We start from the raw sequence: 14265 nt of genomic DNA, 5'->3' as shown, positions 1-14265 counted from the left end.
AAGGAAAATATAATATGGAACTTCGCCATCTGGTAACATTTAAAACGATTGTGGAGAAAGGAACCTTTAAAAAGGCGGCTGATCAACTTGGATACGCGCAATCTTCTGTTACAAATCATATTAAAGAATTAGAAGGAGAATTAAATCAACCTTTATTCGATCGCTTAGGAAAGCAAGTAACACTAACTACTTTCGGTAAGCAGTTTTTTCCATATGCAATCAAAATTATGGATCTTTATACAGAAATAATAGAAAAAGCAAATAGAAATGATGTACCAACAGGTAGTCTGACTATTGGAGCATCAGAGGCCTTAACAAGTTGTCGATTGCCTCAGATTTTACTGGAATATAAGCAGATGTATCCTGAAGTTAATTTATCCATCATTTCTATTGATAATAAGAATGTAACAACAGAACTGCAACAGGGAAATATAGATTTGGCATTAGTTTTAAAGAAGAATAATTGGGCGACGAAAGATTTGAAAGTTGAAAAAATTAAACAGGAACAAATGGTATTAATCACTCCTTTAAAAGATAAACAAAAAGGTATTAGCAATACGGTTCTCTATATAGAGAGAACTTGCGCCTATAAAAGTATTTTTGATGATTATATTAAAGACCATTATATTGAGGTAGAGGGAAGCGTAGATTTTGGAAGTTTAGAGCCTATTAAGCAATGTGTGATGAATGGATTAGGGATTTCTATGTTGCCTTACTTTACTGTGAAAAAGGAATTAGAGAATGAACAGTTTACTGGGAAGGTAGTTAAAGATGAACAATATGGAGTATCAACCTTTGTAACTTACCATAAAGATAAATGGGTTTCTCCTGCTATGGAGAGTATGATTTCATTAATTCACACTTGTTCTAAAGAGTGGGACTGATAGATTTAATGGTCAGCTAGTATACGTATTCGTAGAATAAAAAGTTGTCTTCCATAGAAAGGGAGACAACTTTCTGTAATTTTTATTTTAGCGAGTTAACTTTGTGGTATCTGAGATAAGTATTGTTCGATAGAATTGAAACCACCGGTGGCGTTTGATTCAAGAGAATTAATACTTTTTGCTATTTTTGTAAAAAGGAGCAGACGAAGTAAAAATCCCTAAAATATCTTCCTTTTGTACCAATAGTGGTATCTAGTTAAACAAGAAAAGGTGCCTTGTATAGCACCTTTCATATTTATTCCCACGTTATTGCATGTTTTTGTACAAGTTCAATCATACTTGTAATAGATGGAGATAACCATTTATTCTTGTGAAATGTTAAGTAAGTCGACAGGGATTTTTGTTCTTTTGAAGCTTCTTTCCCTTTAAATATGCCTTTTTTTAGTTCTTCTTTTACAGAAAAAAATGGAACAAGAGATACTCCTAAACCAGTTTTAACACAGTGTTTTATGGCTTCTATGCTCTGGAACTCAATACTATCATTAATATCTAATTGATTTAAAGCGATGTAATCATCAAATACCGATTTATAACTGCATCTCAAATCAGAGTATAAGGCGGTATTTAATGTTCCTGCTTTACTGTTTGGACTAATTAAGACCATTTTCTCCCTTACTAATTCTTCAATATGCAACCCCTCCTGTGCCCACTCCTCCTTTTCTAGAACCAGAGCTAAATCAATGTCACCACTCTGTAGGCTCTTTGTTACATCATAATTTTCTAATGACTTAACGTATAGGGTTACTTTGGGATACTTTTGCTTGAATTCGAGGAGAATAATAGGAATACGGCAAATAGTAAGCGATTCTGAAATTCCTAAAGTTAGTTCTCCTTGAGGTTCCTGTTCAATAGTTAGTGACTGATTGTAAAGCTCAATTATTTGATTGGCATAAGGAAGGTATTGCTTACCGAATTGAGTCAATACAACTCTCTTTCCTAGTCGGTCAAAAAGAGGTCTACCTAATTCTTTTTCTAACTCTTTAACATGGGTAGTAATAGAAGATTGAGCGTAACCCAAGTATTCTGCTGCTTTATTAAAACCATTTTTATCAACGATTGCCTTGAATGTAATTAGATGGCGAAGTTCCAAATTAACAACTCCTTTTAAAACGTTCAATTTTTTTGAATCATCTTATCAAATATATTCATTTTACTAAACAACATTATTCATTTAACCTAATAACTAAGAGGTTGTCAATCACTAGTTACAGGAGGAAAGAGACATGAATACAAATATTTTGTTTGACTCTGTTAGAATTAACAAAACGGTACTAAATAATAGAGTTGGAGTAGCCCCAATGACAAGAATTAGTGCTACAGAAGAAGGATATATTACAGACAAGATGGTTAAGTACTACCGTTCCTTTGCAAAAGGTGGCTTCGGCTTAATTATTACAGAAGGTACCTATATTGATGATAAAAATAGCCAAACATATTTCTACCAACCAGGTATTGCCTTTGATGAACAGGCACAAGAATGGAAAAAGGTCGTAAATGCTGTTCATGAAGAAGGAGGAAAAATCTTTATGCAATTACAGCACACTGGTCCTCTTTCACAAGGAAATCGGTTTACCGATGAAATAATTGCCCCATCCAGTGTTAAACCAAAAGGAGAACAACTCAAATTTTACCTTGGAGAAGGGGAATTTAAAGTTCCGAAAGAAATTACAAAAGAAGAAATGAATGATATAAAGAAAAGTTTTGTAGAATCTGCTAAGAGAGCCGAGTCTGTTGGGTTTGATGGGGTTGAACTGCATGGAGCTAATGGTTATCTTTTAGATTCTTTTCTTACTGAGTATACAAATCTACGTACTGATGAATATGGAGGAAGTACGGAAAATCGCGTAAGATTTTTAGTGGAAGTTGCGACAGAAGTGTCTAAAGCCGTAAGTGATAATTTTACAGTAGGTATGAGGATATCTCAATCACAAGTAAACGATTATTTTTATAAATGGTCAGGAAAAGAAGAAGATGCAAAGATCATTTTTACTTCTCTAGGTCAATCTGGGTTAGACTACATTCACGTAACGGAGTTTGAAGCGTGGCAACCTGCATTTGATGGGGTGAAAGAATCATTAGTTTCTTTAGCAAAAAAATATAGTCATTTACCTATCATTGCTAATGGCCAATTAGAGAAAGTGGAAAGAGCAACCGAAATTATAAGTAACGGTGATGCCGATATTGTAACTTTGGGAAAAGGTGCTTTAGCTAATCACGACTGGGTTAAAAAAGTAGCAAAAAATGAACATTTGTCAGATTTTAATCCAGATGAAGTCCTTCATCCGATAGCGAATATTAAAGATTTTGAGATTAATTAAAGTAAAAAGCTAACTCAATTGAGTTAGCTTTTTCAGGCTGTGGAGAAAGCCTTCTCCACAGCCTATTTTTGTGTCTGAACCTCTTTTTATGTGTCAACACTGATAAAAAAGAGGAAAAAGAGAGATTTCTTATGATGGGTGCTTTAAAAAATCATCGCGACGAGCGTGTATCTGTTTCTGTAGAAGAATTGGTTCCACAAGATCATTTCCTTCGTGCGATTGAAGCGACAATTAGTTTTGATTTTATTGAGGAGAAGTTACGCCCTTATTATTGTGAAAACAATGGCCGGCCGTCAATCCATCCTATCGTTTTATTTAAGATGATGTTTATTAGATATTTTTATGATATTCGTTCTGAGCGTCAATTGGAAAAGGAGATTAAAACGAACATTGCCTACCGTTGGTTTTAGGGTTCTCTCTATCAGATACAATTCCAGATCATTCTACAATCAGTTGGAATCGCTGTACTCGTTTCGTTCATACAAATATTTTTGAAGAAATTTTTGATGAGATCGTGAGGCAAGCGACAGAGCACCGGATGGTGGGAGGACGTGCGCTGATGACAGATTCTACGCACATTAAGGCCAATGCTAATAAAAATAAGTTTGTACATAAATATAAAAAAGAAAAGGCAAAGTTTTATATGGGGTCACTATACATGTCCAGAGACGGTACAAATTCTTCGTCAGACGGAATGAGAATGCAGCTAGGTGTTCATCACTATATACAGATGCAAACCAACATTACGGAACTGGAAAAGGAGCCACCATCTATCGATTTACGAGTGATCAATTCTCTTCTTACTACACAAAAATTATTCATACTAATTCAAGGGATGCAATTCATGTTTTGGATGGTTTATTACACCATGAGACGGATCTAAACATCGAGGAACATTATACAGACACAGCTGGTTACACAGACCAAATTTTCGGGTTAACCCATTTATTAGGATTTAAATTTGCTCCAAGGATAAGAGATCTATCGGACTCAAAATTATTTACAATAGATAAAGTAAGTGAATATCCAAAACTAGAAGCTATTTTACGTAGACAAATAAATACAAAGGTCATTGAAGAAAATTATGACGATGTTTTGCGATTAGCTCATTCAATAAGAGAAGGAACAGTCTCAGCATCCCTTATTATGGGGAAATTAGGTTCTTATTCAAGACAAAACAGCTTAGCTACAGCCTTACGTGAAATGAGGCGAATAGAAAAAACAATCTTTATTCTTAATTACATTTCGGATGAATCTCTAAGAAGAAAAATACAAAGAGGATTGAAGAAAGGAGAAGCCATGAATGGACTGGCAAGAGCTATTATTTTTGGAAAACAAGGAGAACTTAGGGAACGAACCATGCAGCATCAATTGCAAAGAGCCAGTGCTTTAAACATAATTATCAATGCCATCAGTATTTGGAATACCTTACATCTAACAAAAGCAGTTGAATATCAAAAACGGTCAGATAGTTTTAATGAAGGGGTAGCACGCACATTTTAACGTTTTTATACTCTAAGGGATTCTCAAAACTCAATAACACAATCTGAATTGAGATTTTGATTTAAAGATGAGTTTTGAGACACTATTCAAGCTATTTTCAGCATATTTAAAGTTGAAGTTCCTTTGTCTCAAATACCTACGTTTTTGAGATTGACGATATCGCTTAGAGTAGTAAAATCAACGTTTTCTCTTGTCGAATTTTGCTTAGCGTATATTTTCGTTAAAATGTTGGCGGTACGCCTACATAACTAACCGTTAGGAAACTACAACCAGTTATAAAAATAAGCTTAGTAGATCGCTTATAAAAGAACAATAGAATAAATCCAGCTATAGCATACGCATGTAGAATATCTCCATACCATAGAAAGGTGAAGTGGAGTAAACCGAAGACTAGTAAAATACACAGTCTCCGGGTAAATAGCTTATACATAGGATATCCTTTTGCTTCTGTATTTTTCATAAAGATATAAAATCCTACTCCAAATAAGAATGTGAAAATAGTGTAGAACTTTGCTTGTATAAACAAATCTACTAAAAATCGAATCGCTTTATCTGTACCGGTGTAACCTGCTTGATTAAAGGGATCTAGTCCTGTCATAGTGGGTAGATTCGCAAAAAGGATACATAGTATGGCGATACCTCTTATTATATCTAAAGAATGAATACGGGCGTTTTGTTGCATGTTAATTCTCCTTTCTTACAAAGAAAAACGAGCACTAAACTAGATAGCGCTCGAATTACGTCTTGCAAAGAATCCATCATATGTAGCAGCTGAAACAGCTCCTTCTAAACGTTCAACTTCTTCACCTCTGTTATAAGCTACAACAACTGGAGTACCTGGAATGTCGAACTCTTGAAAGGCACTTTGATTTTCTGGTGTAGAGATATCAATACGATAAATGGTTCTATCATGCTTTTTTGACATACGATTGATATCTGGTGCAGCTTTTTTACAAAAATGACAGGTAGGTTGATAGTAATACGCAATGAACTCTTCATGGGATTGTATTTTTTCCTTTAATTCTTCTTTTGAAATATCTTTTATATTTTCAGGTAATCCTTTTACATCTGCAGCAGATACAATTGTTTTTTCTGGTGCTATAGTTTCTGTTTTGACTGATTCATTCTTAGTTAAAGTAAAGATCGCGATACATGCAACGCATAAAGTTGTGATAACTGCTCCAATTTTGTAGACTTTTTTCATAGTAAATTCCTCCTTAAAGTAAAAAAAAGGACAAACCTCGCCCGAGTTAACTGGGCGTAAGGTTTGTCCTTCACGCTACGTACAATAGAGTATAAACAATGGAAACAAATTTTCTATCTCTATAATACCATAATATTTATATAGAATGCTATAATAATTTTAAAAGACCAGTAAAGTAATAAACTAGTAGTTTATAATTTCACGTACCAAATATTAATTAAAAAAATCATACCCCACAACAATAAAGGGATTCTTAGTATTTCTTTCAACTTATAGAAGGCACTATATCATTCTGGGAAAACTGTACGCTAAAGGATACCAAACCTTAGCGTTACAGCCTTTTTTAGAGATAACTACATGTTCAGAAAGATAGAAGCCTAAGTTTAAATCTTCTTACGAACGTTTTGTAAAACTTTTAGCTAAGATTTTAAAAGATAGAGAAATTCATCCAAGCAAAGGTTTATGGAAACATAAAGATATTACTTATAAATTAGGTGGAATCGACCACGAAGATCCGCTTGATTATCTTCGCAATCACGGTGTATCGGAATTCCAATTCAGAACGGACGTACAAAAGGCGTATGAGGGCGCAACGGTTACAGTTAAACAAAAACCACAAGAACCTTCTCAAAACGTTGTAGGAGCAACAGGGATAGTTTATATCAATGGATATAATGTAAACCTTAGAAGTGGACCATCAACAAATTATGGCGTTATCCATCAATTAAGTAAAGATGAATGGTATCAAGTATGGGGAAAACAAGGTGATTGGTTAAATCTTGGACTTAAAGTCAATAAATCTTGCATCTTTTTGAATACGTTCGTACAGCTGTGGGTCAATCTCAACATATTGTTCTTGCATGAGATCATATAAAAATTTCGCTGTTTGAGGATATAAAAACGGATACAACATGAAGTCATTAACATTTGCGGTGACAATTTCATAATCATTTTAATACGCAGTTAATAAAATCCGGGCATCCCCAACGCCTGGATATTTTCTCATCGGTTTGCTACTTGGCATGACAATTTCGTAATTATGACTCAACAAAGCAGAAGCTTGTCTTACTAAATGTTCGACTTCAGCGTCATATAAATAATCTAATACATTAATTTGTGGTAAGTAAATTTCTTTAAGAATTTTTACTTCTTTTGGATGTTTCAACAATGGAAACATCCAAAATCACAATAATATCTAAAACAACAATGTGTTCATCCTGGATATACGGAACAAAAAACATCAGTTTTCTGGACCCATTTTCTATAATTTTTAGTACATACTAAAAGGAATCTTATTTTCAAAACAGAATAGTTATATTTTAAAATTACTTTTGTATTTTTTTAGAGGAGGTGAATTAATGTTAAAATTTATTTGGGCAATTGCATTCGCTCTAATTATATTCTTTTTAGTGCGCGGTACGTTTATACCATATATAGCTTCTAATGAAAATATTGTAGCTTTATTTGTAATTTTTACTGTAGTTATTATTAATTCATGGATTATTGACTTAATAAATCGTTTATATAAAAAAAGAACCGAACTAGATAAATAGTCTAGTTCGGTTTTCTTTTTATTTTGTATATTTCATAACTTTTGTATCAGTGTATACTTTCTTACCGTTTTTAATTGTATCTGTTACTGTTTTAACATAATGGTTAACGGCATCGATATCTCTGTATGCTTCAGTGTGATAATACGTAATAGAAGGTTGATTAAAATACATTAATCCGCTTGCAACTACTTGTGCTGTAACCTGTACTGGTTTCCAAGGAATATAAGAAGATAATCCATTTACTAAAATAAGTCCTACATTATAACTGTCTTTATTAATTCTATTGCTTGAATCTTTACTACTAGCGTGTTTCCAGTTGAAACTACCATCAGCAATAATTACTCCCTGTGTATTACTTGTACGAGTTTCAGTGCCTGAAACTTCTCTATTAATAACGTTTTCATTCTCATCAAATTTTACTGTTTCACTGTATAACACTTCAAAGTCTGCACTTGAAGTATCCAAAGGTGATGTTACACCTGCAAATTTTGCTGGTGAATTAGCAGCTTCAGTTGCTGTAGGCGAATCTGCATACGCATTACCTGCACCCCATCCAGTACTAGCTAACATTCCACCAACTAGTAACATTGGGATTGTTTTTTTCTTTAATAAATTTTTATAACCCATAATAACATCTCCATTCTTTTGAAAAATTTATGCTAATTTACCGGTATTTACTAGCACAATCCCGATAATAGACTATAAAATTCAAAAAATAAATAATATTCAGATTAAAATTTTCGCAAAACAATTCGACAAACCTTCTTAAAACCATGTCATTACTGGAGTTATAATGATTTTTATATAAATAATTTTATCTTTACAATCTAACGATTTACCGATACCTTTTACGTCAATTGATAAAAATTAAATTAAATATTCTGAATATTTTTTATAAAATTGTTTTTTACAACTTATTACAATTAAACTTTGTTATGATTGTTTTTATATAAACTGAATAAAGGAGATTATGATATGATAATTCTGAATAATGAAAAATTTACTAAGCTATTAAATGAATGGTATAAGGTTATTTTATCTAAGCAAATAACAAAAGCGACAAGAATGAAAGAAGAAGTTGATGAAAAGATTAGTGTCTTAATGGTCGAACAAAACCGAGATCTACAAGATCAAAATCTTTTATTGTATTATTCTCTATTGGATTATAGTTATAAAGTGTTAATAAATAAATCATATGTAACTCGTAGTGATTTTGATGCAGTTGAAAAACTTACAACAAAAACTATTGATGAGTATTTAAAATACTACTACCATTTCTATAAAGCTGTGCATAACACCATGATCGCTAACTATATGGAAGCTATGGAGCAATTTGAAGAAGCGGAACGACTTTTAGAGTATATTCCTAATGACATTGAAAAAGCTGAATTTAATTATAAACTTGGTGAACTATATTACCATCTTCAACAACCTTTATTAACAATTAAGCATGTAATGAAAGCAAAAGACATATACAAAAAGTATGAAGATTATGTAATAAATCAAATTGAATGTGATACAATCCTGGGATTAGCAAGTGTCACTTTAAGTCAGTTTGAACAAGGAGAAGAACTTTTTGTTAAGTGTTTGGATATGTCTAAAAAACATAACTGCACTCGACTAATTACCTTAATTCAATACAACTTAGGTTTTCTTTATGCAAAACAAGGTATATCCGCAACTGCAATTCGACATTTACTGGATGTGTATAAATCTGAAAAACCATATCATAAAACTGTATTCTTACTGGCTCGAGAACATTTCAAAGTAAATGAAATTGAAAAAGCACAAGAATTTTTGACTCAAGGCTTTGAATTAGCTGATGTTGAATATACACATCATTTACGAATACTTCGAGCACAATACGATGAAAATTATAAACAGAATCTAGAAACAACGATTGCAGATGGACTAGATTACTTTGAATACCAAAAACTTTATGGATTTATGGAAGAGTACTCTGGAATTTTAGCGAAAAAACTTTATCAAGAAGGTAATCATGAGAAGGCTAGCCAATACTTTAATATATCTTATGATGCTAAAGAATTACTTCAGAAGGGAAGTGCGTTAAAATGAAAAAAGTACTAATAGGATTTTTTAGTTTTGCTGCTGTTTTAACTATTGGAAGTTTTGCAGAATCTTATACATCACAAGCTGATCATGGTAGACCGCCTGCACCGCAACGACCAGATTATGTTTCTAGTTATGAAAATAAGGCACATGGAAATACTGGAGTGGTTGCTCTTGACCATGGTAGACCGCCTGCACCAGCATACGAATACAGTGATGTTTATACTGATCATGGGGAACATATTTAAATACCTAAAAAAGAGGACGCGTGGCGCCCTCTTTTTTTGTAATATCATACATTACGACCATATTAATTTAGAAATAACATAAGTAGCAACAGGGAGAAAAAACATAAGAGAAAGTGTTCCATGATTCTACGGGCATCGTACATACCTTGCCTAAGTTTCGTTAATAACATCGAATGCAAACAAAAAGGAATATATCTATAATTGATGAGAGGTCTCCTGAATAAACTGACCTTTTCCTTTGAATTCCGCAAAAAATTTGGTGTCTATAATTCCAAAAGCGACTTTACACGGAAATGGGTTTTTATCTTCTGAAGCAGCATGCATACAAGAAAGTACCCAATGTTCTAATTCTAAGGGTAAGCGATACACTTGGATACTACTATCATTGTTTTTCACTGTCACGATCGATGCATTTATCCTGGTTGCAGCAAAATCATCCGTTGTTATCATTGGTACTGCATCATTAGCTTGAAAACCAGCACTTAATACCTCGTAAATTACTCCGTCTTTCTCATTAATAATCATAGGTATATTTAGAAAGGAATAGCTATTAATATTATTATGAATAATTGCTCCTGCGGCGTTCTTTCTTATCTGATTACCTTGCATTTTTACACTCCTTTAAATGATCTAAACTTAATAACATCAATTTATGCTATTTAACATCTATTATATTAGAGAATTGCAGTTTCATCTTGTTATAAAAAGCATCTGTACATACAACAGCACTATTTGAAGGGTCAATATCAACAACGGTCATATAACTAGAGAGCAAATAGCCATCCTCATAATATGTGATCATTATTTCTTCTTCAGATACTAAGGAATATAATAACATATTTTCAATTCGTTCTTTTTCTTCAGCTGTTAAAATCGGACGGGTAACTTTGTGCTGTTCCCTAATGATTTCACGTATCCCATCAAATTGGGGTGTTAATGCTGCGAACGGAGCCCATTTCACCATTCCGCGCCCTTTTGGCATATTAGCGTTGCTCATTTTTTGTGTCCTCCAATCAGTGTGTTTCTATATCTAGCTGTGGCGCTATGCGTGTAGGAAATTCCCTGCAATATGCTGTTCTTTCCAAACCTTGTGCGTATTTCATCCATTACTTTTGTTAATTTTACTTCTTGTTCTCGCTGCGTTATGTTATCAAAAAGAGAAATTTGTTCCTCTCCTTCTTGGATTAGGTTCGTTAGAGAAATACTTATGCTGCGAATGGGTTCTCCAGTATATTGTTGATGTAAAAAGTATGTACAGATCTTATAAATATCCATTGTTAGGTTAGTTGGACGACTTAAAGTATGTGTTTTTCTAATACCACCGTTATAAATCTTGCTATAACCGACTGAAAAATGAACGGTTTGAGCAAGTTTATTTTGTCTTCTAAGCCGATAACAAACTTCTTCAATATGTTCCAGTAGAATAATCGGAAATTCCTCTATTGTGTAATCGCGCATGAGTATTTGGCTTTTCCCAACAGAAGTGGTGGCAGGAACATATTTTTCTGAAATGCGACTAAAGTCAATTCCGTAGCTATGTAAGTGTAATTCTTCTCCAATCTTACCGAAGCTCTGTTTTAAGTATTTAAGAGGGTAATTGGCTAAATCTCCTATAGAATGTATTCCTTTTCGATTCAACTTTTCTTCCGTTTTGTACGAAATGCCCCAAAATGTATTAAGCGGTCGTATGCTCCATAATTTTGTTGGGACATCTTCATATTTCCAATAAGCAATGCCATTTTGATTCTTCTTTGCTTCAATATCTAAAGCTACTTTGCTCATTAAAGGGTTAGGGCCAATCCCTATTGTGCATTCGATTCGTGTTTTCGCATATATTTCACTTTTAAATTTCAATGCGAATTCATAGGGATCGTTAGCAAACAAATGAATACTATCCGTAATATCCATGAAGAACTCGTCGATGGAATATTGGTGAAAATCCTCAATAGGAACGTACTGCAAAGCTAACTTTGTTATGTAATTAGAGCATTTAATATATGTTCCCATAATCGGATTTACAACAAGAATGTCTTTTCTGCGAGGAATCTCGTATAATCTGGCCATCTTCTTTACACCCAATGCTTTTAATGGTGGAGTGGCAGCTAGAACGATTGAACCATTTCTATTTACATCACCGACTACTGCTAATTTTGTATACATAGGATCTAACCCCATTTTGATGCAACTTACTGAAGCGTAAAAGCTACGTAAATCCACACATAAGATGATTCTATTCGGTAAGATAGAATAGTCATACACTGTTATTCCTCCCTAAATTAAAAGAACGTTTGTTCTTATTGTATACGAACTTGCGTTCCTTTATAAGGTTTTTTTGTTTGAAAATATTTTTTTCATAAAGAAAAGACACTCGTATACGAGTGTCTTTCAGATATTCTGCTTGTGGGAGCAGCAATACTAATACAAATCAGCAATAAGAGGGCATAGATATATATCCTCTTACTATTGATTAAAGGCGCGAAACATAAAAGAAGAGACACTAAACAGTGTCTTTTCTTGTTGATATTAATTTAAGGAAAATGTAGTGATTAATCAAAGAATCTTGGATGCTTCTTGGTTAATCTTAGTATAACATTAATTTCAGTGTTTATATATGAAAATTTACATATATTCAGATATAAGTTTATATTGATGCTTTTTATTTTATGAGTAAAAAGGCTATTAAAAAAAGGGGGGGATATAAATATCTAACCCTTTTCACAATTTGAAATTATTTCACTGCATCTTTTAATTCTTTTCCAGCTTTAAAAGCAGGTGCCTTTGAAGCTGCGATTTTCATTTCTTCACCTGTTTGTGGGTTACGTCCTGTACGTGCAGATCTTTCACGTACTTCAAATGTACCAAAACCAAGAATCTGTACTTTTTCTCCATTCGCTAACGCATTTGTTATTGTATCTAATACAGCTTGTGTTGCTGCAGCTGCATCTTTTTGTGTAAGTTCTGTTTTTTCCGCTACTACTTTTGTTAATTCTGTCTTATTCATTTTTGCACCTCTTCATATGTAATTAGGTGACTATTATAACTTGTGTATACTTATGATGCAATTAATACTGTATACAAAAGTTGTCCCCTAGCAAGAGCCAGGGGGGGAATTTTGTGTGGTAGTAAGAAAGAAAATTATGTTCATCGTACAATTTATATTGTAACATCTCCATTAAATGATAAAAATTGTTTATTCTAAAATGAAAAATATCCCTCTGATTCATTTCATCTTAGAAGGATATTTCCAATCTTTTTCTTTTCTATTATTTAAAGCGGGTTTAGATAAATTTGTTGGAAGTGTTTGCTTTTCTATTTTAGCTATTCTCTCATCAAGTTTTTCAATAGCTTCTTTTGTTTCTTTCAGTTCTAATTTAATTTCTGTCAGTAAGCGAAGTATTGCATCTCCTTTTGTCATTTTCAACAGTAATCGCTCCTTTACTTAATAAAACGGAAATAACGTATTCATAGATATATAATAGCATTACTATTGAATCCCTAACAATTTAATTATAAAAAGGAATATATATACAGGAAGAAAAAACGTTATACCACAGATTATAATGCGTACAAAGTGAGCTAGAAAAAATAATGACTTACGCTAAATTCTAAAGAAAGAGAAAACAAGATAAAAGACGACAAAGCAATTTAGAGATATAATTGTAGTATTGCATGCAGAGGATACCAGAAAAACATCATTGAATTCGCTTGTTCATATGTAATTATTAGTTAGAAAAAAGAAAAGGTGGTATAAACATGAAATCAACGGGTGTTACACGAAAAATAGATGAATTAGGGCGAATTGTTCTTCCAAAAGAGTTAAGAAGAACGTTAGGAATTGCAGAAAAAGATCCTATGGAAATATTTGTAGAAGAAGAAAAGATTATTTTACAGAAATACAAAACTTATGATGCTTGTGCAATAACTGGTGATATTTCAGAAAAAAATATATCATTGGCAAATGGTCAAATCGTTTTAAGTCCTAAAGGGGCTGAAATTTTAATTAAGCAAATCCAACAACAATTAGTTAAGTAAGTTCATTCTTCCTATTGCATATAATTAAGAAAAGCCATCTATATTGAAGTGAACCCCGAAAGTTAGACAGGTCGTTTCATTAGGCAGGCTCTAGGGTATGAGCCCGGTATTGTACTGGGCTCATACCCTTTAATTTTGCCTTAATTCTTTTATGATTATAGTATTCTATATACTTTGCTAATTCTTGTTTGAAATGTGTTATACTTTCAAATTCTTTTCGATACAGAAATTCCGATTTCATGATACCGAAGAAATTTTCAATAACGGCATTGTCATAACAGTTTCCTTTGCGAGACATACTTTGAGTTATGCCACAATTCTTAAGAGAATGACGGTATTGTTTCATTTGATAGTGCCAACCTTGATCAGAGTGAATGAGGAGTTTATCCGGAT

General features: G+C 33.0%; 16 protein-coding genes and 4 pseudogenes. 9 read left to right on the top strand and 11 right to left on the bottom strand.

The annotated features are described in order from the left end of the window. The first annotated feature begins 14 nt into the window (after positions 1-14). Positions 15-884 (top strand): LysR family transcriptional regulator, encoded by an 870-nt coding sequence (locus C4S65_RS22630; protein ID WP_103945461.1) that lies wholly within the window; start codon positions 15-17, stop codon positions 882-884. A 295-nt stretch (positions 885-1179) separates the two neighbouring features. Here the strand turns inward: C4S65_RS22630 and C4S65_RS22625 are convergent, their stop codons facing one another. Continuing rightward, the gene (locus tag C4S65_RS22625) at positions 1180-2034 is read right to left on the bottom strand and encodes a LysR family transcriptional regulator (RefSeq protein ID WP_103945460.1); all 855 of its coding nucleotides are present in this window, start codon (positions 2032-2034) and stop codon (positions 1180-1182) included. 133 nt (positions 2035-2167) lie between these two features. On the opposite strand from C4S65_RS22625, the gene C4S65_RS22620 reads away from it, so the two are divergent. From C4S65_RS22620 to C4S65_RS22610, 3 genes and pseudogenes are all read left to right on the top strand, one after another. Continuing rightward, complete coding sequence (locus C4S65_RS22620; RefSeq protein ID WP_103945459.1) at positions 2168-3262, top strand: NADH:flavin oxidoreductase; 1095 nt, start codon at positions 2168-2170, stop codon at positions 3260-3262. Between the two features lie 131 nt (positions 3263-3393). Beyond that, positions 3394-3908: pseudogene (locus C4S65_RS22615) on the top strand (transposase); the annotation flags it as partial. Positions 3909-3929: 21 nt separating this feature from the next. After that, positions 3930-4726, top strand: a pseudogene (locus C4S65_RS22610) (transposase); the annotation flags it as partial. A gap of 280 nt (positions 4727-5006) precedes the next feature. On the opposite strand, the pseudogene C4S65_RS22605 reads toward C4S65_RS22610, so the two are convergent. Together C4S65_RS22605 and C4S65_RS22600 are read right to left on the bottom strand one after the other, a co-directional pair. Beyond that, a pseudogene (locus tag C4S65_RS22605) lies at positions 5007-5447 on the bottom strand (heparan-alpha-glucosaminide N-acetyltransferase domain-containing protein); the annotation flags it as partial. A 39-nt stretch (positions 5448-5486) separates the two neighbouring features. After that, positions 5487-5969 (bottom strand): thioredoxin family protein, encoded by a 483-nt coding sequence (locus C4S65_RS22600; protein WP_103945458.1) that lies wholly within the window; start codon positions 5967-5969, stop codon positions 5487-5489. Positions 5970-6175: 206 nt separating this feature from the next. Here C4S65_RS22600 and C4S65_RS35335 point away from each other — a divergent pair. Continuing rightward, positions 6176-6753: pseudogene (locus C4S65_RS35335) on the top strand (SH3 domain-containing protein); the annotation flags it as partial. Positions 6754-6921: 168 nt separating this feature from the next. Here the strand turns inward: C4S65_RS35335 and C4S65_RS22590 are convergent. Next, positions 6922-7137, bottom strand: a complete 216-nt coding sequence (locus C4S65_RS22590) for a hypothetical protein (RefSeq protein WP_142391575.1) — start codon at positions 7135-7137, stop codon at positions 6922-6924. A gap of 190 nt (positions 7138-7327) precedes the next feature. On the opposite strand from C4S65_RS22590, the gene C4S65_RS22585 reads away from it, so the two are divergent. Next, entirely contained in the window at positions 7328-7522 is a 195-nt protein-coding gene (locus C4S65_RS22585) for a hypothetical protein (RefSeq protein ID WP_000911201.1), read from the top strand. An 18-nt stretch (positions 7523-7540) separates the two neighbouring features. On the opposite strand, the gene C4S65_RS22580 is transcribed toward C4S65_RS22585, so the two are convergent. Further along, the gene (locus C4S65_RS22580; RefSeq protein WP_000540834.1) at positions 7541-8149 is read right to left on the bottom strand and encodes a hypothetical protein; all 609 of its coding nucleotides are present in this window, start codon (positions 8147-8149) and stop codon (positions 7541-7543) included. A gap of 348 nt (positions 8150-8497) precedes the next feature. On the opposite strand from C4S65_RS22580, the gene C4S65_RS22575 reads away from it, so the two are divergent. After that, complete coding sequence (locus tag C4S65_RS22575) at positions 8498-9598, top strand: aspartate phosphatase (protein ID WP_181032141.1); 1101 nt, start codon at positions 8498-8500, stop codon at positions 9596-9598. Further along, positions 9595-9840 carry a hypothetical protein gene (locus C4S65_RS22570; RefSeq protein WP_000756627.1) on the top strand — a complete coding sequence of 82 codons (246 nt, stop codon included), beginning with the start codon at positions 9595-9597 and terminating at the stop codon, positions 9838-9840. Before C4S65_RS22575 ends, C4S65_RS22570 begins: the two co-directional genes overlap by 4 nt. Before the next feature lie 195 nt (positions 9841-10035). Here the strand turns inward: C4S65_RS22570 and C4S65_RS22565 are convergent, their stop codons facing one another. From C4S65_RS22565 to C4S65_RS22545, 5 genes are all read right to left on the bottom strand, one after another. Next, complete coding sequence (locus C4S65_RS22565) at positions 10036-10449, bottom strand: hypothetical protein (RefSeq protein ID WP_103945456.1); 414 nt, start codon at positions 10447-10449, stop codon at positions 10036-10038. Positions 10450-10495: 46 nt separating this feature from the next. Further along, entirely contained in the window at positions 10496-10837 is a 342-nt protein-coding gene (locus tag C4S65_RS22560) for a YolD-like family protein (protein WP_076775922.1), read from the bottom strand. Beyond that, positions 10834-12099 (bottom strand): Y-family DNA polymerase, encoded by a 1266-nt coding sequence (locus C4S65_RS22555; protein ID WP_103945455.1) that lies wholly within the window; start codon positions 12097-12099, stop codon positions 10834-10836. The genes C4S65_RS22560 and C4S65_RS22555 overlap by 4 nt, the downstream gene beginning before the upstream one ends. A gap of 469 nt (positions 12100-12568) precedes the next feature. After that, on the bottom strand, positions 12569-12841 hold the full coding sequence (locus tag C4S65_RS22550; RefSeq protein WP_103945454.1) for an HU family DNA-binding protein: 273 nt from the start codon (positions 12839-12841) through the stop codon (positions 12569-12571). A gap of 219 nt (positions 12842-13060) precedes the next feature. Continuing rightward, entirely contained in the window at positions 13061-13255 is a 195-nt protein-coding gene (locus C4S65_RS22545) for a hypothetical protein (RefSeq protein ID WP_002083794.1), read from the bottom strand. Between the two features lie 338 nt (positions 13256-13593). On the opposite strand from C4S65_RS22545, the gene C4S65_RS22540 reads away from it, so the two are divergent. Beyond that, positions 13594-13872 carry an AbrB/MazE/SpoVT family DNA-binding domain-containing protein gene (locus tag C4S65_RS22540; RefSeq protein ID WP_000843051.1) on the top strand — a complete coding sequence of 93 codons (279 nt, stop codon included), beginning with the start codon at positions 13594-13596 and terminating at the stop codon, positions 13870-13872. A 79-nt stretch (positions 13873-13951) separates the two neighbouring features. Here C4S65_RS22540 and C4S65_RS22535 read toward each other — a convergent pair. Continuing rightward, a partial coding sequence (locus tag C4S65_RS22535; RefSeq protein WP_142391574.1) for an IS3 family transposase occupies positions 13952-14265 on the bottom strand: 314 nt, incomplete at its 5' end.

This window comes from Bacillus sp. ok061 (assembly GCF_900108285.1).
Classification (GTDB): Bacteria; Bacillota; Bacilli; order Bacillales; family Bacillaceae_G; genus Bacillus_A; species Bacillus_A thuringiensis_S.
This window is presented reverse-complemented; position numbering and strand designations above follow the sequence as displayed.

What these genes read in the sequence shown, in the direction of transcription:
- C4S65_RS22630 (WP_103945461.1), top strand. Translation starts at nt 15, where the DNA reads ATGGAACTTCGCCATCTGGTAACATTTAAAACGATTGTGGAGAAAGGA.
- C4S65_RS22620 (WP_103945459.1), top strand. Translation starts at nt 2,168, where the DNA reads ATGAATACAAATATTTTGTTTGACTCTGTTAGAATTAACAAAACGGTA.
- C4S65_RS22600 (WP_103945458.1), bottom strand. Translation starts at nt 5,969, where the DNA reads ATGAAAAAAGTCTACAAAATTGGAGCAGTTATCACAACTTTATGCGTT.
- C4S65_RS22585 (WP_000911201.1), top strand. Translation starts at nt 7,328, where the DNA reads ATGTTAAAATTTATTTGGGCAATTGCATTCGCTCTAATTATATTCTTT.
- C4S65_RS22580 (WP_000540834.1), bottom strand. Translation starts at nt 8,149, where the DNA reads ATGGGTTATAAAAATTTATTAAAGAAAAAAACAATCCCAATGTTACTA.
- C4S65_RS22575 (WP_181032141.1), top strand. Translation starts at nt 8,498, where the DNA reads ATGATAATTCTGAATAATGAAAAATTTACTAAGCTATTAAATGAATGG.
- C4S65_RS22570 (WP_000756627.1), top strand. Translation starts at nt 9,595, where the DNA reads ATGAAAAAAGTACTAATAGGATTTTTTAGTTTTGCTGCTGTTTTAACT.
- C4S65_RS22565 (WP_103945456.1), bottom strand. Translation starts at nt 10,449, where the DNA reads ATGCAAGGTAATCAGATAAGAAAGAACGCCGCAGGAGCAATTATTCAT.
- C4S65_RS22560 (WP_076775922.1), bottom strand. Translation starts at nt 10,837, where the DNA reads ATGAGCAACGCTAATATGCCAAAAGGGCGCGGAATGGTGAAATGGGCT.
- C4S65_RS22550 (WP_103945454.1), bottom strand. Translation starts at nt 12,841, where the DNA reads ATGAATAAGACAGAATTAACAAAAGTAGTAGCGGAAAAAACAGAACTT.
- C4S65_RS22545 (WP_002083794.1), bottom strand. Translation starts at nt 13,255, where the DNA reads ATGACAAAAGGAGATGCAATACTTCGCTTACTGACAGAAATTAAATTA.
- C4S65_RS22540 (WP_000843051.1), top strand. Translation starts at nt 13,594, where the DNA reads ATGAAATCAACGGGTGTTACACGAAAAATAGATGAATTAGGGCGAATT.